General features: G+C 57.3%; 16 protein-coding genes. 8 read left to right on the forward strand and 8 right to left on the reverse strand.

The genetic code is table 11. The features are described 5' to 3' along the window. Positions 1 to 11: 11 nt before the first annotated feature. Positions 12 to 1,031, reverse strand: coding sequence for a chorismate-binding protein (locus tag EI77_RS08130; RefSeq protein ID WP_166647121.1), 1,020 nt, complete (start codon positions 1,029 to 1,031; stop codon positions 12 to 14). An 88-nt stretch (positions 1,032 to 1,119) separates the two neighbouring features. On the opposite strand from EI77_RS08130, the gene EI77_RS08135 reads away from it, so the two are divergent. Together EI77_RS08135 and EI77_RS08140 are read left to right on the forward strand one after the other, a co-directional pair. Beyond that, the gene (locus tag EI77_RS08135) at positions 1,120 to 1,746 is read left to right on the forward strand and encodes a hypothetical protein (protein ID WP_133794520.1); all 627 of its coding nucleotides are present in this window, start codon (positions 1,120 to 1,122) and stop codon (positions 1,744 to 1,746) included. Next, positions 1,746 to 2,492 (forward strand): TlyA family RNA methyltransferase, encoded by a 747-nt coding sequence (locus EI77_RS08140; RefSeq protein ID WP_133794522.1) that lies wholly within the window; start codon positions 1,746 to 1,748, stop codon positions 2,490 to 2,492. Before EI77_RS08135 ends, EI77_RS08140 begins: the two co-directional genes overlap by 1 nt. Here EI77_RS08140 and EI77_RS08145 read toward each other — a convergent pair. Then, the gene (locus tag EI77_RS08145) at positions 2,481 to 2,915 is read right to left on the reverse strand and encodes a hypothetical protein (protein WP_133794524.1); all 435 of its coding nucleotides are present in this window, start codon (positions 2,913 to 2,915) and stop codon (positions 2,481 to 2,483) included. The two genes, EI77_RS08140 and EI77_RS08145, sit on opposite strands and share 12 nt — an antisense overlap. Before the next feature lie 323 nt (positions 2,916 to 3,238). Between EI77_RS08145 and EI77_RS08150 the strand changes: the two genes are divergently transcribed. Both EI77_RS08150 and queD read left to right on the forward strand, forming a co-directional pair. Beyond that, complete coding sequence (locus tag EI77_RS08150) at positions 3,239 to 5,242, forward strand: sulfatase (protein ID WP_133794526.1); 2,004 nt, start codon at positions 3,239 to 3,241, stop codon at positions 5,240 to 5,242. Between the two features lie 41 nt (positions 5,243 to 5,283). Beyond that, positions 5,284 to 5,649 carry a 6-carboxytetrahydropterin synthase QueD gene (gene queD / locus EI77_RS08155; protein WP_133794528.1) on the forward strand — a complete coding sequence of 122 codons (366 nt, stop codon included), beginning with the start codon at positions 5,284 to 5,286 and terminating at the stop codon, positions 5,647 to 5,649. A 438-nt stretch (positions 5,650 to 6,087) separates the two neighbouring features. Here the strand turns inward: queD and EI77_RS08160 are convergent, their stop codons facing one another. After that, entirely contained in the window at positions 6,088 to 6,576 is a 489-nt protein-coding gene (locus EI77_RS08160) for a hypothetical protein (RefSeq protein ID WP_133794530.1), read from the reverse strand. 147 nt (positions 6,577 to 6,723) lie between these two features. Beyond that, positions 6,724 to 7,497, reverse strand: a complete 774-nt coding sequence (locus EI77_RS08165) for a ParA family protein (RefSeq protein WP_133794532.1) — start codon at positions 7,495 to 7,497, stop codon at positions 6,724 to 6,726. Positions 7,498 to 7,551: 54 nt separating this feature from the next. Between EI77_RS08165 and EI77_RS08170 the strand changes: the two genes are divergently transcribed. Then, complete coding sequence (locus EI77_RS08170; RefSeq protein ID WP_133794534.1) at positions 7,552 to 10,686, forward strand: DEAD/DEAH box helicase; 3,135 nt, start codon at positions 7,552 to 7,554, stop codon at positions 10,684 to 10,686. A gap of 97 nt (positions 10,687 to 10,783) precedes the next feature. On the opposite strand, the gene EI77_RS08175 is transcribed toward EI77_RS08170, so the two are convergent. Both EI77_RS08175 and EI77_RS08180 read right to left on the reverse strand, forming a co-directional pair. Continuing rightward, entirely contained in the window at positions 10,784 to 12,871 is a 2,088-nt protein-coding gene (locus tag EI77_RS08175; protein ID WP_133794536.1) for an alpha/beta hydrolase family protein, read from the reverse strand. A gap of 74 nt (positions 12,872 to 12,945) precedes the next feature. Further along, positions 12,946 to 13,764: an AraC family transcriptional regulator gene (locus EI77_RS08180; protein WP_133794537.1), complete on the reverse strand. Its 819-nt coding sequence runs from the start codon at positions 13,762 to 13,764 to the stop codon at positions 12,946 to 12,948. Between the two features lie 101 nt (positions 13,765 to 13,865). Here EI77_RS08180 and EI77_RS08185 point away from each other — a divergent pair, with 101 nt between their 5' ends. Both EI77_RS08185 and dhaL read left to right on the forward strand, forming a co-directional pair. Then, on the forward strand, positions 13,866 to 14,828 hold the full coding sequence (locus tag EI77_RS08185) for a 3-hydroxy-5-phosphonooxypentane-2,4-dione thiolase (protein ID WP_133794539.1): 963 nt from the start codon (positions 13,866 to 13,868) through the stop codon (positions 14,826 to 14,828). Positions 14,829 to 14,840: 12 nt separating this feature from the next. Further along, a complete protein-coding gene (gene dhaL / locus EI77_RS08190; protein WP_133794541.1) occupies positions 14,841 to 15,470 on the forward strand; it encodes a dihydroxyacetone kinase subunit DhaL in 630 nt (209 codons plus the stop codon). Positions 15,471 to 15,554: 84 nt separating this feature from the next. Here the strand turns inward: dhaL and EI77_RS08195 are convergent, their stop codons facing one another. Together EI77_RS08195 and EI77_RS08200 are read right to left on the reverse strand one after the other, a co-directional pair. Next, positions 15,555 to 16,400 (reverse strand): SAM-dependent methyltransferase, encoded by an 846-nt coding sequence (locus EI77_RS08195; protein ID WP_133794543.1) that lies wholly within the window; start codon positions 16,398 to 16,400, stop codon positions 15,555 to 15,557. 506 nt (positions 16,401 to 16,906) lie between these two features. Further along, positions 16,907 to 17,758, reverse strand: coding sequence for an MBL fold metallo-hydrolase (locus EI77_RS08200; RefSeq protein WP_133794545.1), 852 nt, complete (start codon positions 17,756 to 17,758; stop codon positions 16,907 to 16,909). Between the two features lie 250 nt (positions 17,759 to 18,008). Between EI77_RS08200 and typA the strand changes: the two genes are divergently transcribed. Further along, positions 18,009 to 19,853 (forward strand): translational GTPase TypA, encoded by a 1,845-nt coding sequence (typA, locus tag EI77_RS08205; RefSeq protein ID WP_133794547.1) that lies wholly within the window; start codon positions 18,009 to 18,011, stop codon positions 19,851 to 19,853. Positions 19,854 to 19,894 lie beyond the last annotated feature (41 nt).

Consider the following 19,894-nt stretch of genomic DNA (forward strand, 5'->3'; position numbering starts at 1 on the left):
GAGCGGGTGTTTTACAGGCCCAGCATTGAAACCACCGCTTCACGCTTCAGTCGCAATTCACGCCATTCGTGATCAAAAGCACTGCCTCCCACAATACCACAGCCGGATGGCAACTGCGCCTCATGTCCCTTCCAGCTCAGTCCACGAATGGCCACCACCATGTGGCAGGCCAGGGATTCTCCCGGCTCGATGAATCCAAATGGAGCACCAAAGAATCCTGGCACCTCCAGTTGCTCACGGTATTCACGCAGGCGCGCCAGCCAGTGCTCCTCCCTCGGCAGGCAGCCCACAGCCGGCGTCGGGTGCACCTCACGCACCAGGGCACCAGGCTCAATGGGCTTGTCCAGCGTCACACTCAGATTGCTTTGGAAATGCAGCAGTTTCGCCGCTTGGCAAAGCCCCCTCGGCTCCCGCTCTACCACTCCCAGAGTCCCCAGCCGTTCCGTCAGATAACGCACCACGATCTCGTGCTCTTCGATCTCCTTCACATCGGTTAAAAACGCAGTCTGGTCCCCCGGCTTCGCCGTTCCCGCCAGGGCCATCGTTTCCACCCGGTTCCCCTTTGCTCGGAAGAGCAGTTCCGGCGTCGCGCCCAGGTATCCTTTACCCTGCTGGATCCAGCCATAGCCCCAGGTATTCGGGGGCGCGGTCATCACGCGTTCCAGCAGTCTCACCGGGTCCCCCTCAGTAATGGTCCCCCGTTCCGTCAGCACCGGCACCATTTTTTCCAGCCGCTTGGACAGTACTTCCCGCCGGATCCTCCTAAAGGCCATCTTAAACCACTCCGTCGCCGGTTTTGCCCATTGGATATGTGGCAATTGCGCCCCATTCCACCCCGCCCCCTGGGCCAGGGTATCCGCTTGGATCTCCATAAGCTGCGCCGGTTTTTTCCACGGCTGCGGATCACTCAGGTCAAAATCATTGATGTAGAACACACCTCCGCCTTCCGGGGCCTCCGAAAAAGATTCAAAGGGCCCCTGGCCGATCCACGCCCGTCCGTCGGGCAACCTGAAAAGTGCGATATCCATCATGTGCATTCTATAGTGAAACGCATGAGCCACCGTGCAAGGGGCGAGGATTTCGCTTTTCCGTTTTCTCATTCCGCGTTTACATGCACCCATGCGATTGACACACTTTGCCCAGGCTCTCACCCTTATCCTACTTTGCGTCACCGGCTACCTGGCCTGGGAAGGCCAGCAGGAGATCAAAGGTCTCAAGAAAGAGCGCGACTTTGAGCGGCAGCAACGCTTGGCAGAGCAGACCGCCAGCCCAGCCCAGGAATCTCTCATCCCGCTCCCCACCGCCGCCACTTCCATCACCCCACCGCCTACCCCGGGGACCATCGCCTCTCCAGAACCCCGGCCGGAGGAGCTCATGGCTGGTGCCAGCACCCTCCCTGGCGGCGGCCTGACTGTTCCCAAATCCGTCATGGAGGCGGAGGCCCAGGGCATCTCCACCAATACCCTCACCCCGCTGCAAAAAATGGTCCTCGCCGCCCAGCCCGTGGCGAAGATTAAGACCGTCGTTCGCGAACAGGGCTTCATCATCATTGATGCCGGCTCCGCCCAAGGCATCGCCAAAGGTCAGAAATATGAAATTCGTCGCGCCAATGCCGTCCTTGGCAAAGTTACTGTTACCGATTCTGTCGAGGCAACCGAAGCTGTCGCAGATCTGGATTTCGCTTCCATCCCCTCGGGCGTGACTCTGGAGCCAGGGGATGAACTCATTGCCCCCGTGGCACGCTGATGGCCCGCATTCGCATTGATCTCGCCCTGGTTCAGCGCGGCCTTGTTCCCTCACGGGAGCAGGCCAAGCGCCTCATCATGGCTGGAGAAGTCCTGCTGGCGGAGGAAGTCATCACCAAACCCGGCTGGCTCATCCGTCAGGATGCTGTCCTGCGGGTGAAGGAGCCCCCGCGTTTCGTCAGCCGTGGCGGCTTTAAACTGGAAGGGGCGTTGGATCATTTCGGCATCGTCGTTGATGGCCTCGTCGCCATGGATGTCGGAGCTTCCACGGGCGGTTTCACCGATTGCCTCCTGCAGCGCGGGGCGGTGAAGGTTTATGCTTTCGATGTGGGGACGAATCAGATGGTCTGGAAACTCCGCAGTGATCCCCGCGTTATTTGCCGGGAGAATTTTAACGTCCGTCATCTCGTCCCGGCGGATGTACCTGAGGCCGTGGATTTCATCGTGGCGGATGTATCCTTCATCTCTCTCACTCTCGTTCTTCCAGGCGCTCTTTCGGCTCTTAAACCTGGAGGTCAGGCCCTCGTTCTGGTAAAGCCCCAGTTTGAACTCAGCCGCGAGGAAGTCGGTAAAGGCGGCATCGTTCGCGAGCCTGAACTTCACACCAAAGCCTGTACGCGCATCCAGACCTTTGTAGAAACCCTGCCTGATCTCGAATGGCGTGGCCTTGTGGAATCCTCCATCCAGGGCACCGATGGCAATCGCGAATACCTCGCCTGGTTCGTCAAAAAGCCCTTACCACAGTGAAAAGCCCACGGTCACGGCCCGTCGGACTTTGCGGTTGATCATCAAGCACACTCCGGCCACTGCATACATCAGGTTCATGGTGCCCATCCACAGCGGCAGCAGGCTGGCTGGAAGCAGCGCCTGATCCAGATCTCTCAGCGTCGGCACTACCCAGGTCAGGTAGTACCCACCGGTGATGCCATAAAGCAGAAACATCCCGCCTAAAAGGTGCCGACAGCGGTTATCCGCAGCCATCATGCCCTTCATTGGCAGAATGGTGAGCAGATACCACAATACGGTGCTGATCCCCCACTGGTACACCCCATGGGCCACCATCAGCCCTGCTACGGAAACTCCCACCAGCAGATGGCCGATCAAAATCCTCCGGGTGAAGTGAACTTCATCCCGGAGATTGCCTGCACGGTATCGTTGGGCATCTAGCATAAAGCTTATCTCGTAAGCGAAAATCTAGCATCGTCAACGTTTTGTATGCCTACATAGTGCTAAAGGAAATATTAGATAAAGAGGCATCCTTTTTGCACATTCTCTTAGCGAATGATGAATCCACGACACTCATAAATGATTCCTGGCGGAAGGGCTAAATTCATTTCATTTAGAATCGATTCACGAGTTCTTTTTGCCCCTGCCTCTTTTGCCAATTCCGTGAATCCCCTGCTACTCAGTAGCACCATCCATTCCCATATTGCAAAAAATCCGGTTCATCCGCTTCGGTTGCATGCACTCATGGAGATGCTCCAGTGCAGACAATGTTCGCCCCTGGTCGCTTTCTTCTTTTCAGCCTCTGTTTCATCCCGCTCGCATCGCCTGCGGCGGCCAAAGTGAAAACACGCAGTGCTGCCGGCAAGCCTAACGTACTGTTCATCATCGCTGATGATCTTCGGGATTACGTAGGCTGGATGGGAGGTCATCCGCAGACCGTTACGCCTAACATGGATCGGCTGGCCAAAATGGGCATGCGCTTCACCAATGCGCACTGCAATTTCGCCTTGTGCAATCCTTCCCGCACCAGCCTGCTCACCGGCATGCTGCCTTCCTCCAGCGGCGTCTTTGGCAATGAGCAGGACTGGCGTCGCAGCGTGCAGCTCACTGACCGCGCCACCCTGCCTGAGCATTTTAAGAACATGGGCTTTGCCACAGCCGCCGGTGGAAAGATCTTCCATGCCAATCATGGCGGACCGGATGGCCTTCTGACCGGCTGGCATGGTGGCCGACGCGGTTTTGAGCAGGATGCCGCCTGGGAGACCCGCTTTCCTGAGCCGGGCATTCAGATCCCGGACATGCCCATACACACAGGGCAGAATTTTAACGGACTCAATATCTGGCATTGGGACTGGGGCCAGATCAATGTCCCGGATGAACTCACTGATGACGGTGCCGTCACCACCTGGGCGGCTGGTTTTCTACGGCAAAAATCACGCAAGCCATTCTTCTTGTCGGTCGGCCTGTATCGTCCGCATTCTCCCTGGTATGTGCCACAGAAATACTATGACATGTTTCCCCTGGAAATCATTCGGCTGCCTGAAGTGAAGGCGGATGATCTGGAGGATGTGCCAGCCTTTGCCAAGACGCACGACAAGCCAGGTGGTCATCATGAATTGATCCTCAAAAACGCCAAGTGGAAGGAGGCCGTGCGCGGCTACTTGGCCAGCGTCGCGTTTTGTGATGCCATGCTCGGCCAGTTGCTGGATGCCCTGGCCTCCGGCCCAAATGCTAAAAACACCATCGTCGTCTTCACCTCAGATCATGGCTGGTATCTTGGGGAAAAGAAGATGTGGCATAAAGGCAGGTTATGGGAGGAGGCCACCCGCATTCCTCTCACCATTTACGCACCGGGAATCACCAAAGAAGACACCGTCAGTGATCAGCCAGTTTCTCTCATTGATCTTTATCCCACACTTTGTGACCTCGTTAAAGTGACCCGCCCGGAGCACTTGGATGGACAGAGCCTTCTGCCCCTGCTTCGTGATCCCTCCGCCAAAAGCCCACGCCCGGCCGTCACCACCATGGGCGGCGGAGATCGTGCCAGTTACGCCGCACGCAGTGATCGTTGGCGCTACATCCGTTATGCCGATGGGAGCGAGGAACTCTACGACCATCAAAACGATCCTCATGAATGGACGAATGTGGCTTCGGAGATCACGCATGAAGCAGTGAAGAAAGACCTCGCCGCTTTTTTCCCCAAGGAGTTCAAACAAGCCTCCCGCACAGCCGAGCAGATCGGTGTGAAACCCAGCGATGACGGCAGTCTTCACCTCAAGCTCCAAATCGGTGATGAACTCCCCCCGCAATCATCCCCACAGATTCAAGGTCGCGGTCTGTTCATTGATACCGTGTTTGATTATAACCCGCTCGTGGATGCCAACAGCACCCTCGTTTCACAAGGTAGTGGGCAAATGGGATGGGCGCTTCATCTCGTCGCAGGTAAACCCACACTCAGCATTTTTGTAGATGGCAAAACCACCTCCATCACGGGTGACGGGCTGCTGCCCGGTTCTTGCAATGTCCGCGCCATGATTGATGCGGACGGGCTCATGTCCATGGCCGTCCCCGGTCGCAGTGAGGTGCTGGCTCCCACTCCTTTTGCCAACGGCTTTCCCTCACAACCGCAGCAGGGAATGGCGGCAGGGCTTAGTTTTGGTCCGCTCAGCCGGGAAGCGTTTCCCAACAGCACTCCATGGGATGGCAAAGTGCAGCGCCTGCGCATCACCATCATGCCCCCCAAAGAGACAGTAGCTCAGCCGGGCAATTGACCTGAGCTCATAAGCGGGTTAAAGCCTCGTTTACCAAAACCATGCGCTGCCGCATCATCAAAGACTTTCGCTTCGAGGCCGCTCAAACGCTGCCCAATCTTCCCGGCCACCACAAGTGCACCCAAATGCACGGACACAGTTTCAAAGTGGAGATCGCCATCGAGGGGGAGGTGGACCCTCACATCGGCTGGGTTTACGACCATGCTGAAATCAGCAAGGCGATGAAACCCCTGCTGGACCGCATGGACCACGCCTACCTCAATGAGATCGAAGGCCTGGAAAACCCCACCATTGAAAACATGGCTGCCTGGCTCTGGAGAAAACTATCCCCCCAGCTCCCCGGTCTGTGTGAAATCGTCATCTACGAAACTCCCACCGCTCGCTGCGTCTTCCGTGGTGAGTTCTAACATCCGACCTAGTTACAACCAAAGCAATCCAGCCTAAAAACGGGAATTGAAAAGTTGTCGGAGCACACGGGATCGGTTGGATGGTAGAGGGTAGCCAAAACGCTGCTTTGACAGGAGCGTTTCCCCCGCTCCCGGAGGGAGCATGGAAAATAGCCGGTAGTGGAGGTCGCGCAGCGGCCGGGAACCACCGGAGAGACGACCCCGATGTGCAAATCCCCAGGGCGTCCCGGAGGGACGCTGAAGGCCTATGCCTGACACCAGACGTGCCTCATTCACACCACGATTCCGGCGCGCGTTGGACCCTACCAGGTTCCAAGCACCAGATCGTTTTACCAAGTCCCGGTGCCTGCGACTTCCATTGGCTCCTTGAAAGCAGCCTGAGGTGAAAATCACGACAGATCAATAACCTCTGGAGCTTCTTACCAGGGGCTGACTACATTAGCGAAATACCGGAGAGAGCAAAAACGGACTCGATTTGCGCACACCTGAATTTGTTACCTTCTGCGTCTTGAAATGAGTGCGCTTGCCGCGCACGTTTTCCACTCTGGCGGCAGAGTTTCTGAATCCGCCCGAGACTTTGCGTGAAGTCACACGGTTAAACGTGAAATCCATTTTCCGCAGACTCTGAACAAGCAGAACGATCAAAGCGGAGTTCACAATGCTAGCCAGGAAGAGTAGAATGTATTTCCCGGCGACGCTAGCCATGGCAGGCAGCCAGACGGTCATCTCGGTTAAAAACTTAAGGGCTGCGCTGTCACGACCGTGACTATACGCAGAAGCCAGTTCCAGCATGAAGAAGCACCCACCCACAATAGTGAGGGCAGTGGTCATAATAAATGCAAAATCAAAACCAGACACGGAAGTCCGGACTGTGGAGCGGCCATTTGCTTCCGCCAAGTGGGCAATCGGGAGAGCGGGACGAATCATAATAATTAATGTCGATTATAGTCTCCATACGATAAGTGCCAACTAAATATTTAGCAGGCTTAACATTTTTTTACTAAGATGTTCTTTAGAACACCTAAATGCATTTAGACTGCCTAAGTTAGCCTTGGAGACTCCCTTTCAGTCCAGCTACTTAGCCGCTCGTCTGGCCAGGAACTCTTCAGCCAGGGCATTATAAGCCTGGGCCCCGCGCCCTGCTGGCTCGTATTCAATGATGGACTTGCCATAGCTGGGGGCCTCACCCAATCTCACCGTGCGTGGGATGATGGTATTATAGATAACCTCAGCAAAGTAGTTTTTCACATCATTGACCACCTGGTTGGACAGATTGGCGCGCTGATCGTACATGGTCATCACGATACCTTCCAGAAGCAGGTTCGGATTCACCCCACAGTCGCGGATTTGCTGCACGACCTGAACGATGCTAGAGAGACCTTCCAGTCCGAAGTATTCGCACTGGATCGGGACCAGCATTTCATCCGCTGCTGCTAGGGCTGAGGTCATCAGCACGCCCAGGGAAGGGGGGCAGTCCAGGAAGGCGTAGTCGAAATGGTTGGAATGGCGCAGAATGTCCAGTACCTCCCGCAGGCGGGTCAGGTGATTGCCACGCTGGGCCAGTTCGATCTCGCAACCAGCCAGTTCCTGATGGCTGCGAATGATGGAAAGGTTGGGCAGCCGGGTGCTGCGGATGACGTCGTGCGGGTCACTGCCTTCCACGAGGGCGGAGTAAATGCTGCCGCCTTCTTCTTTAGCCAAGCCAAGGCCGCTGGTCGCGTTGCCCTGGGAGTCCAGGTCGATGAGCAGACAGCGCACACCTCGCTGCGCGAGACATGCAGACAGGTTGATAGCGGTGGTTGTTTTTCCCACTCCGCCCTTTTGATTGGTGATCGCGACTATCCGCATAAGTTGCCTTGACGGACGACATTGAACGGGAACCATGCCCCGCGCCAGAAAGAAATGGAATTCACGGAGAAATGGTTGGGAGAAATCGGTGGCTGGCAGGCCATGAAGGCCGCTCGCGGCCTCGTTGATGCCGGTCTTGTGGAACTGCAAACTGCAGAGGCCACCCTCGTGCGTGGCCTAGCAGGCAGCGGTAAAATGAAGTTTTCCTGCGGCCTGCGCATTAAAACCCGCAGTGATGTGGACAATCTCTGCACCTGTCCGGCAGCCCGTCGCGGCATGATTTGTGAGCATTCAATCGCCGTTGCCCTGATGCATATTAGTCCTGCGTCACGATCCGCCACTCCATCGCGGACGCGGGATGACCCACGAAAACCATCCCAAGCTCCGGCCCCGGCTCCTGTCGTAGCGCCTTCTCCAGCCAGCCGCCGTCCGCTGCGTGTCCCCGGCCGCTATACCCTTTTCCTGCCGGATACCCTCTTCCAGGGAATCGTCCGCGAACCCATCGGAGCCTATGCCAAGTTCGAGCCAGGAGGCGATGCGGAAGAATCTCTTTTGGCCGCTTGGTTGGCAGAGCAGGGGGTCAAAGGGCAAAGCGTCCCCATGTCCCTGAATGCCAAAGCTTTGGCCGAATTGCTGCCTTTGCTGGCGGGGCACCCGCGCATCATTGCTGGCAAGCCTTCCGGCGGCGGTACCCCTGTGGGAGTTGCGTCAGATCCTGTGCGCATGGCCCTTCTCGTCGAGGCAGAGGGTGACCAAGTAAAGCTCAGCCTGGAAGGTTCGAGTCAGGGGCCTTTATTCAAAAACCAGCCTGCTGGGTGGTGGACCTGCCGGGATACGGGCAGTCTTTTCCCGCTGCCTCCTATCCAAGGTGAAGTGGCCACTATCTTGGCCGGACTGCCTGCCCGCCGCCCTCTTCCCTGGCTGGTCGCCCAGCGGGATGCGCTGGCGGATGTCTTCCAGGTGGAGACGCGCGGCGCAGCTCTGGAGCGCTTCCATGTGGCCCCGGTGCCCTGCACTTTTATACTGAACCTGGATGGCTCCTTCCAGGCGGCGGATGTGACCCTTTCCGCTGAATACCAAAGCTTGCGCTGGAACATCACTTCCAAAGGTACCTCTGCTGCTACGGAGAAGCTCTTTCCCATTCAGGACCCTGCTGCCCCTGGCACTTTTTACGTTTCCAACAGACATGGAGAATCCCGCCTTTTGGCCCGTCTCCAATACCTGGGTTTCAAATCCGCAGGCCTGAAGCTGGGTACGGCGGATACCGAAGTTTTCCGGCTCAGTGGCCAGGATAACGTCATGCGTTTTTATGCCTCAGAGCTGCCCCGTCTCCGCCATGAATTGCGGATCGTGGAAGGGGAAAAATGGCGCGCCGCCACCCGCAGCGTGGGCCGCATCCAGCCTCAGGTTCGTCAAATCCCGGCGGATGGCAGCGGGAGTGCCGGTTCGGACTGGCTGGCCATGGAATTCGGATACGAGTCACCCGATGGTTTCCGCCTGCCGCGTGCGGAAGTCCTCCGTCTGGTCCGCTCCGGCCAGAGATCTGTTCAGGGGAAAAACGGCAAACGCTATTTGCTGGATCTCCAGGAAGTGGAGGAATTTGAAGATACCCTCAAAGACGTCCCTCTCCAGATCACCCCCGATGGTGCCCGCATTAGCGCCCTCCATGCGGATTATTTCCTGCCAGGTTCTGAGGCCTCCGCTCCCTTACCCGAAGAGAAAGACACCCTCAGCCTTTTGGGTGATCTGGGGGCACGCCTGCGCCCTTATCAACTTCTGGGTGTACGCTGGATGACCTCCCTCGCTCACGCCGGGCGGGGTGGTCTGCTGGGGGATGAAATGGGTCTCGGTAAGACCGTCCAGAGCATCGCACTGGTTGCTAGTTTGTTACTGAAACGCGAGAAACAGGTGAAACACGAACCTGTTCTCATCGTCTGCCCCAAGTCTCTTTGTGGGAACTGGCTGTCTGAGTTCCAGCGCTTCGCCCATCACCTTAAAGTCACCATTTCACAGGGCAATAAGCGCGACGAGGTGCTAAATCAGCTGCACGTTTTCGACGTGATAATTACCACGTATCAGTTAATAGTCAGGGACTCTGAAGTAATTAAGAAGCAAATGTGGAGCCTTATCCTTTTGGATGAAGCCAGCTACATCCGCAACCCTGATACGGACGCCGCCAAAGCCCTTCGGGGCCTCCGTGCCCACTCCCGTATTGCCCTCACCGGCACCCCGGTGGAGAACAGCACCCGCGACCTTTGGTCCATCTACCAGTTCCTTCTTCCCGGATACCTTGGCAGTCGGGAAAACTTCAAAGAGCGCTTCGACCAGCCCATCCAGACTGCCCTCGGCACCCCGGCAGGACAAGCAGCTAGCGAGCGCCTCAAGAAGCTCATTCGCCCCTACTTCCTCCGCCGCACCAAGCGCGAAGTCCTGCGTGACCTGCCGGACAAGATCGAGCAGGTCCTCTGGTGTGACCCCAGCCCCGCCCAGGGCGAGGTCTATCGTCGCCTGCTGGAAGAGGGCCGCGAGGAGATCAAGGCTGCCCGCAAGCGTTCCGGCCAGGGCGGGGCCAAGATGACGATGTTCACCGTCCTGCTGCGTCTGCGTCAGGCTTGTTGTGACCTGCGTCTGACTGGCCTTCAAAATGATACCATCGGCAAGCTCGACAGGGATGATCTGTCAGGTAAGTGGCCGATGCTCAAGCAGCGGCTGGAGTCCATCATTGATGGAGGTGGAAAGGTGCTCATCTTCAGTCAGTTCGTGCAATATTTACGCCTGGTGCGTGATTATTTAGGCGAGGAAAAGATCCCCTATGCCTACCTGGACGGCAGCAGTCAAGACCGCGATGCGCAGGTGAAAACCTTCCAGACGGACCCGGCTTGCCGTGTCTTCCTGATCAGCCTCAAAGCGGGTGGCTATGGGCTCAACTTGACGGCAGCAGACCATGTCATCCTGATGGATCCCTGGTGGAACCCGGCAGTCGAATCCCAGGCCATTGACCGTGCCCACCGTATCGGCCAGCAGCGCGTCGTCACCGCCTACCGCCTCGCCCTGAGGGGTACGGTGGAGGAGCGTATCCTGGCTCTCCAGGCCAAAAAGCGCGGCCTCGTCGAAGCCGCTATTGATGATCAGTCCCCCCTCATGGCGGGCCTTCTCGAAAGTGACCTCGAAGACCTCATTGCCGGGTAAGCACAGTATTCCTCACTCTCCGAGTGAGGGGCTTGGGTTCGGGTATTGATAGAACGGGCGGACTTTATTCTGGATCGCCTCACTCGGAGAGTGAGGATTATTGTACTGGTTTGCGAATGCTCCACTGCTTCTCGGGCCACCCGAGATTCTTGGCGGTATTCGTCGGGTATTCCCAGGCGGTGGAGTCTCCCGTATATATAATGACCCGCGTCTTCTCTGCGGCCATGGCGGCGGCCTGGGGGATATCGAGGAACTTGAGGACATTCAGATAAGCTGGTCCCTGTTGGTGACTGGCCGGCAGTTCATGGAGGTCCAGCCGTGTAATCCCTTCCTCGAATAGAGAGGCGTAAAGGGCATTCGCCGCCATGTCTCGATGGGCTTGCAGCCATAGAGGTGTCTTCTCGAAACCGGGTATTCCCTTCAGGCCTTCCACGGCGCGGCGAATGTCCCAGATGCGCATGGAGTCCAACGTCTGGCCGACCAGGTAGAACCGGCGCTGTCTTTGGGTTTGGGCTTTTTCACTGCCTGTCCATTCGGTCGGTCCGATGCCGCGCGGGCACAGATAGGCCATGCCCCACTTGAAGGTCTCAAACATCTTCTTCTCGCTCTCAAATGACTTTTCATCCTTTTCTGTGACCGGGAAGCTTTCGATGAGCTTGGAGAACCGGGACTCATAGGTGTTGCAAAAATCCTGCCAGCCCTGGCCATCAAGGACATTCAAGGCGACCAGGTCCAGGTCTTCTAGCCTGAGGCCTTTACGATGGGCGATGTAGAGGCGGAGCCGGAAGGCGTGGTCGGTTTCAAAGTCATAGGCGGTCATGCGGATGCCGTCGCGCTCAATGCTATTCTCCTTGGCCATGGTCAGGGCAGGGGCTTCTTTTGGCCAGTTGACGAAGACCTTGTCCTTGAGCGCTGTCATCCATGCATCGCGTTGTTTGTCCCAGTCTGCCTTGGCTATGGGAGGAGAAGGCGGTGTTGCCTTCGGGACGAAGGTTTCGTCGATGGCCGTGTTTTTCTGATCTTGGGGAATCTCTTTCAAGACTTTGAGGACCTCAGGCTCCAGGGATTTTTTTGCGCCTTCATCCAGCACAGCCATGGCATTGGCGCCTTTGAGGTGGCGTTCGAACCAGTGGAAGGCTCCATTGTTGAGAGGTTGCAGATCCAGGTGGCCTCCCTCGGCTACTTGCAGGCCGATGTTCTTTTCCTGCCCTAACAACGTATAGATGCGGCGGACGTTCTGATAGATGCTGAAGACGCCATCAATGGGGAAGATGGTATCCTTGTCCGTGTTGCAGATGAGCAGTGGCCGCGGAGCTACCAGGGCAACGAGACGGTCATAGTCCCAACGATACGTATTCACATAAAACATGCAGTCGCAGTGGCCTTCGATGCAGCCGTCCACGACATGGTTGCGCATGTTCGTGACACCTGCGGTCGGGGCGGCCGCCTTGATTCGGTCGTCCAGCGCAGCCACCCACCAGGAATAGGCACCGCCGCCGCTGCGTCCGGTGACGCCAAAGCGTGTCTTGTCCACCTCCGGCCGGGTTTCCAAGTAATCGAGTCCGCGTATGCTTGCCCAGGCTTCCAGCCCGGCCGGGGTATAGCCGCGTGAAAACCACCACCAACGGCCTTTGCTAAATGTGCCATGATGCTCACCGCGAATCTCACCCAACTGTGCGGTATCAATGATGAGGCAGACATAACCATGGCGGGCAAACCAGATGCCGTGATGATGATAACCTGTCTTGTTACCCAGGCTGACGCCATCCTTCATCACATTCGAATGACCGCAAACGTATAGAATGGTGGGCAGCGGTTTCTCAACCTTTTCGGGCAGGTATAGATTGGCGGTCACATACAGCCCCGGCACGGCCTGGTAGTGCATGTTTTCGATGACGTATCCGTCGCCCTTGACCTCGCCGGTCTTGGTCGGCATCAGGGCGGTCCGTTCAGGCATTGGATCCAGGCCCAGCATTTCAGCGAGTTGACGGCGGTATTCAGGGGCTTTGGCCTGCCAGTCCTCGGCTGTCTGGATGTCTTTGAGCCCGCCTTTTTCCTCAATGTCGGTTGTCTGCTGCTGCATGTAGCCATCCAGCATTCGGGCGCCGGGGGAATCCGGCGTCTTTTCAGGAAAACGTGCCGCATGGAGGGACAGTGGCAGCAGGAGCAGGAGAAGGGACTTCATGGTGTTATAAAATACTCTGCCCGGAATGGTGATCTTGTGGCCTCAGTTGATACTGCGCTGATCCTCGGCCGTGTTTAAAGCATCTCATTGCGATAGGCCGCAGGGGAGGTGTTTCTATACTGCCGCATCATGCGGCTGAGATAGTGACGGTTGATGAGACCGCACTGCTCGGCGATCTCGTCGATGCTGGTATCCCCATGCCGGAGCAGACGGCAGGCTTCGTCCAGCCGATAGTCCAGCAGCACACGCATGGGGGCCTGCTGGAGTTCCTGCTGAAACAGGTGGTTCAAATTTCGCACGCTCAGCCCGGCGTATTTGGCGATCTGCTCCGCCGTCAGCTTGAGACTCAAGTGGGTGTTCATGAACTCCATCGCCGTAAGGACACGGGCATCCAGGCGCTGCTGCTCCCAGACCTTGGCTGGCAGACACTGCACAGCCTCCAGCACCCAAAGAATGGATAGCCAGGGGAAGCGGATCTTTTCACTGGCCGGGAGTGTCAGCTTCTGCATCAGCAGGCGCATCTCCGGCGTGATGGGATAGTTATAGATGCCGGGTGCCGCGCGATCCGCCAGGGGGCCGAGGTTGAAATGGGCATACCATTTGGCAAAGGGCTGGCTGGTCCGGGTGCTGAAGGTGGTATGCGGGGGAATCAGGTAAACGCTGCCAGGTATAAGCGCTGTTTCATGACCGTCGATTTCGACTATACCTCCCGCGACCAAGGGCCAGTATAATCGCCAGTAGGGGTCATGGAAACGGCGCAGTTCCCATTGCTCCAGCTCAATCTTGCGGGTCGTCAGTATGTCCACGGTCACGCCGGGGAGGGCGACGGCCCGGTTGCCAACCACACGATGGGCGGCACCAGGGGGAACAAGACTGAGAACGGGTTTTTCCATTGCAGATTGCGGAATTCGACACAAGTCTAGCCAACGGTGGTATGGATGACAAGACCCGTCTGGTTAGCATATCCGCCCTTAATTCCAACCCGACCCAAACTATGGCCGATATCAGCACCAGCGCAGCAGACAAGAAAGAGAAGGAATACTTCACCAGCATCCCACAGGAAGCCCCTGGCTTTTTCCTGAAGGGCTCCCACCAGTATGACTGGGGTCTCAAGAACCGCCTGAGCAAGGTCTTCAATCCGAAGGACGGCCGTACGGTGATGCTTGCCTTTGACCATGGTTATTTCCAGGGCCCTACGACTGGCCTGGAGCGTGTGGACCAGACCATCCTCCCGCTTGAGCCTTATGCTGACTGCCTCATGCTCACCCGTGGCATCCAGCGCAGCGTCATCCCGGCTTCTACTCAGAAAGCCATCGCACTGCGTGCCTCCGGCGGTACTTCCATGGTCAGCCCGTTTGAAGAGTGGGAAGGCGAACTGGACGGTAAGAAGGTGAAGTTTGGCCGCCCGGGCTTTGAGCCTCTTTCGAACGAAAGCACCGCGCTGAACATTGAAGAAGCCATCCGCCTCAACGCCAGCGTGCTGGCCGTACAGGTCTTCATCGGCAGCGCTTACGAGCGCCAGTCCCTGAAGAACCTGACCGACCTGGTGGATGCTGCCAGCCGTTACGGCATCGCCGTGATGGGTGTGACCGCCGTGGGCCGTGCGATGGCTCGCACTGCACAGTATTTCCGCTTGGCCACCCGCATCATGGCGGAACTGGGAGCCAACGTGGTCAAGTGCTACTACACGGAAGAAGACTTCGAAACAGTAACGAGCTGCTGCCCCGTGCCGATCGTGATTGCCGGCGGCAAGAAGCTGCCTGAATTGGAAGCGCTGAGCATGTGCTACAACGCGATCCAGCAGGGCGCGAACGGAGTGGACATGGGCCGCAACATCTTCCAGAGCGATGCGCCGATCAGCATGATGCAGGCCGTCCGTGGCGTGGTGCATGAAGGACTGACCCCTGAACAGGGTTTCCAGATGTACAACGACCTCAAGACCAAGGGCACGAAGTAAGGAGTGACCATTATGGAACTGACACCCAATCAAGTGCGGCTCATGATGCTGCAGGTGGCGGATGCCATCATTGAGGCTGAACCGATGTTGTCTCAGGCTGACCGTGACCTCGGTGACGGGGACCATGGCCTGGGCATGAAGCGCGGTATGGAGGAGGTGAAGGCGAAGCTGGAACCTCTGGATGCCGCCAGTGTGGAGCAGGTCTTTGTGACGACGGGATCGGCGATGATGAGCAGCATGGGAGGGGCCTCCGGTGCCCTCTTTGGTACGGTTTATCGCGCGGGTGGTAAGGCTGTGACAGGCCGCGAATCCCTGGATGCCGAGGGGCTGTCCCTTTTCCTGCAAGCCGCGCTGGAAGGCGTGATGAAGCGGGGCGGTGCCAAGCCGGGTGACAAGACCATGATTGACGCCCTGGCTCCTGCCGCCGACAAGGCCAAGGAAGTCGCCAGCCAGCCTCTGCCCGAAGCCCTCACGGCCATCGTGGCCGCGGCGGAAGCGGGTGTGGAAGCCAGCAAAGCAATGATCGCCCAGTTTGGCCGTGCCAAGACCCTGGGTGAAGCCTGCCTCGGTTTCCCAGATGCCGGTGCTCTTTCCGTGACCATCATGCTGAAGACCATGCTGGCCTTTGTGAAAGCTGACTAACCTTAAGTGCATCCTTAAAATTGAAGCGTGGAGCCGGGAGACCGGCTCCACGTTTTTTTGGGCGGCGATGGATAATCCCTTTCTTCAGCTTTTAGTGGCTGAAAAGATCACGTAGCGCATGGCGCCGGTGTGGTAGGCGAGCCAGAGGCGGAGCATGGTGAGGGCGAAGATGCGGTTGTCGTTTTTGGGGTCGAGGAGGAAGCGGATATAGCTGGGGCGACGGAGGGTGCGGAGGATGAAACGCCAGGCGCAGATGGGCCAGGTGCGGGAGACTTGGGGGCTAACGTCTTGGACGTCTTCGACTTGGAACCCGGCACTGGTCATCCAACTGGTGTACTCGGTCTGTGTGCCGAGGCCGGGCATGCGGCCTTCCCGGCAGATGGGCTCGATCAGATGACGGTGTTGCCAGGGCTTGAGCGTTTCATTGGCCAGCCAGGCACAGATGACCATGCGGCCACCGGGTTTCAGTACCCGGGCAGCCTCGCTGAAGACACGGGCCTTGTCGGCCATGTGCTCGGTACTTTCGATGGCGATGAGGGCATCGAAGGCGGCGGTGGGGCGTTCGTTGTGGAGCCAGTCTTCGACGAGAAATGTTGCGGGGAGATCTGGCGGGGTGGCGCTGACGGCGTAACGCTGCTGCGCGGGAGAGACGGTGAGTCCTGTGACTTTCACTAGCTGCTCGGTGGCGATGATTCGAGAGGTGTGACCGTAGCCGCAGCCAACATCGCAGAGTTCCATGCCGGGAGAGAGACGGGCTTTGGCGACGACGGCGTCCATTAGATTACGAGTGGCTTCTTCACTGGTTTCGCGCCCGGTGATCCAGAGACCGTGGTGGACGTGATCGCCCCAGATCTCGCGGTAGAAGCGGTCGAGCTGGTCGTAATGACGGGCGACATCGTCACGGGTGGCTGGTTGGGTGGAGGAGATCATGAGGGCGATGAAGTGGCGGTTGTGGGTCTATTTTAAAAACGTTAAGGGGTAGGTGTTTGAGGGTGGAAATGTGGTTTGGTAGCGCCACGGGAGATATGGTTTTTATGGGCGGGCGGAAGGGGGAATGAGCTGGATGGGGAATGGGGATGTCGTTTTATTTTTTCCCCATGTGGGGATTTTCTGATGCAAGGCGTTGGTTATCAAATGGCTGGCGATGGGGATTTCATGGGGAAACATATCCCCATCGGGGACGGGGGGGGATCCGTGGCGGCGAGTGATGCCGGATATTTCATAATATTCATAATGAGAAAGTATGAATGGCAGTGTTTAATGATGTCTGAAAAAGGAGGATGAGAAGGGATTGTGATATGATGTATAATAATGTTTAGTATCATCCTATTTATAAGCGCTGGCAAGCAGGCAGGTTGCATGGCGATACAGACACCAGCAGGAAGAGATGGTTGTCAGACCTGTGATGGGAGGTCTCGGTGAGCTGAAGCTCAGAATTACTTTGCCTTAAGGGTAATCTTTTCGCCGCATTGGAGGATGCGGTGGGGCTGGTGGAGGCGGGTGCAGGCTTGGATGAATTCTTCGGGGGTTTCAGTGTTGAATTCGAACATGTCGTAATGACAGGGGACGACGAGCCTAGCCCCGCAGGCGCGGGCGAGGGTGGCGGCTTCGGTGCCGTTGAGGTTGCCAGCGACGCGGCGTTCGGACTTGTTGCCGTTGATGGGCAGCAGCATGAGGTCATACTGAAATTCACGCAGGCTCTGGATGAGGCGCGGATGCAGCAGGGTATCGCCGCTGTGGTAGAGAGTAAATGGACCGCAGCGGAAGATGAAACCGATGTAATAATGGCGGCCCTGGTCATCGGTCTTCAGGTCATTGTGGGCGGAGGCGACGCCGGTGATGGACCAGCCTTGGGCTTCGTTTTGGTACTGGTCGGCTTCATTCAGCTCTAAATAAGTGAGCGGGGCATCGCCAAGTCTGGCCTGGGCTTCGGGGATGATGGGGCCGGGAAGGAAGAGGGACAGGCCGGGATTCGACTGGGCCAGGGGGATGAGAGTTTCTGCATCCAGGTGGTCGGTATGGAGATGGCTGGCGGTGACGAAGGTGAGATCTGTGAGCCGGGCAGGGGAAAGGCAGAGTTCCGTCATGCGGACATGGGGTTTGTCCGTGGCGGCGTATTTATGGGTGAGGGAATCGGAAAGGTAGGGATCGAATAAAAAGGAGTGGCCATTCCATTTCACGAGGAAGCCGCTCTGGCCGAGCCACCAGAGGTCGAGGCGGTCTTCGCTGGCGGGAACGCTGGTGATATCTGCCAGGAGGGCATCGTCTTGCTGGAGGGGGCGGATCATGGGGACAGGGGGGGCAGTGCTCAGTGCTCAGTGCTCAGTTTGAGATTTGAGATTTGAGATTTGAGATTTGAGGTCGCGATTTGAGATGGTGAGAGGGTAAAAAGATTTGGGGTAGAAAGATTTTTTTAAGGCTCTGGAGGGTGTTGGGGTGGGGAATCGGGGATCTCTGGGGAGATTGAAACAAAACGCTCATTTGCCAAAGGCGTGAAACCTGCTAGTCTCCGCGCCCCTTCCCCCATACGCCCTTCTAATGACCCCTCCTTCAAAGATCCGGAACATCGCCATCATCGCTCACGTTGACCACGGCAAAACTACGCTTGTGGATTCTCTGCTTCGCGCCAGCGGCAACTTCCGTGAAAATCAGGCCATCGCCGAGCGTGCGATGGACAGCATGGACCTTGAAAAGGAGAAGGGGATCACCATCAAGGCGAAGAACACTTCCGTTCACTGGGGTGAAAACATCATCAACATTGTGGACACACCGGGACATGCCGACTTCGGCGGCGAAGTGGAACGTGTGATGAAGATGGTGGACGGGGTGATGCTCGTGGTGGACGCCTATGAAGGCCCCCAGGCGCAGACGCGTTTCGTTTTGAAGAAGGCGATGCAGCAGGGCATTAAGCCGATCGTGTTCATCAACAAGATGGACCGTCCGCACATCAAGCCTGATGAAGTGCATGATAAAGTGCTGGAACTGCTGATGGAACTGGAAGCTACGGAAGAGCAGTTCAATGCGCCTTTCGTTTACGGCAGTGCCCGCGCCCTGTGGGTGAGCGACACGGCTGAAGGCGAGCAGAAGGACATGACTTTCCTCCTGGAAAAAATCGTGGAGCATATCCCGGCACCGAAGGCTGAACTGGAAGGCAGCTTTGAAATGCTGGTCTCCAACATTGACTGGGACAACTTCGTGGGTCGTGTGGCCATCGGCAAAGTGACCCGTGGCACGGTGAAGATGGGTGACAAAGTTTTCCTCCAGGGCAAAAACCCGGGCGACAAGCCGACGCCAATCAAAGTGACCAAAGTTTTCCAATACACGACTCTGACCACCAGCGACTCCGTGGAAGGCGGCGCTGGCGACATCGTCGGTATTTCCGGATTTGAAGATGTGGACATCGGCCAGACAGTGACGGGTGCAGCGGATGCTCCTGTGCTGCCATTCGTGGCGATCGACCCTCCGACCATCGTGATGCAATTCGCGGTGAACGACGGCCCTCTGGCCGGCCGTGAAGGTGACCACGTGACCTCCCGTAAAATCAAGGACCGCCTGGAGCGCGAGCAGAAGATGAACGTGACCCTGTCTGTGAATGACACGGATACGGCTGGTATCTTTGACGTGAGCGCTCGTGGTGCGATGCAGATTGCCGTCCTGGTGGAGCAAATGCGCCGTGAAGGTTTCGAAGTGCTGGTTTCCCGCCCAATGGTGATCACGAAGCGCATTGACGACGTGATCTGCGAGCCGTTTGAAACTCTTTACATCGACGTGCCGGATGACTACCTCGGCGGTGTGATGAAGACGATCTCCGAGCGCAAAGGCCGCATCGAAGACATGAACGCCCAGAACGGTCGCACGACCCTTCAGGCTTACATCCCGACCCGTGGTCTGATCGGCTTCGAGTTCGAACTGATGAACTTGACGAGTGGTCATGGTATTCACAGCCACCTTTTCCGCGAATACGCACCGCACGCCGGTCACATGCAGACTCGCAGCACGGGCACGCTGGTGAGCACCGAAGCTGGTGAAGCCACTTCTTATGCTCTGGATACCATCCAGGAGCGCGGCAAGCTGTTCGTCACGGCTGGTGATCTGGTCTATGACGGCATGATCATTGGTGAAAACCCACGCACGGATGACCTCCCAGTCAACCCATGCCGCAGCAAGCAGCTCACGAACTTCCGCGCAGCCGGTGGTGATAAGGGTATCCAGCTCACTCCTCCGGTGAAGTTTGGCCTGGAGCGCGCTATCGAATACATCGCTCCGGATGAACTGGTGGAAGCAACGCCGAAGAACATCCGCCTGCGCAAGCGCACGCTGGACTCTGCTCAGCGTCAGCGCGAGCGTAAGCGCACCGAAGCTGAGATCTCCTCCGCAGGCTGATCTGTGGCGTAAGTGGATGGATGTTTGTCTTGGAGTGCGCC

Source organism: Prosthecobacter fusiformis, assembly GCF_004364345.1.
GTDB classification, from domain to species: Bacteria; Verrucomicrobiota; Verrucomicrobiia; order Verrucomicrobiales; family Verrucomicrobiaceae; genus Prosthecobacter; species Prosthecobacter fusiformis.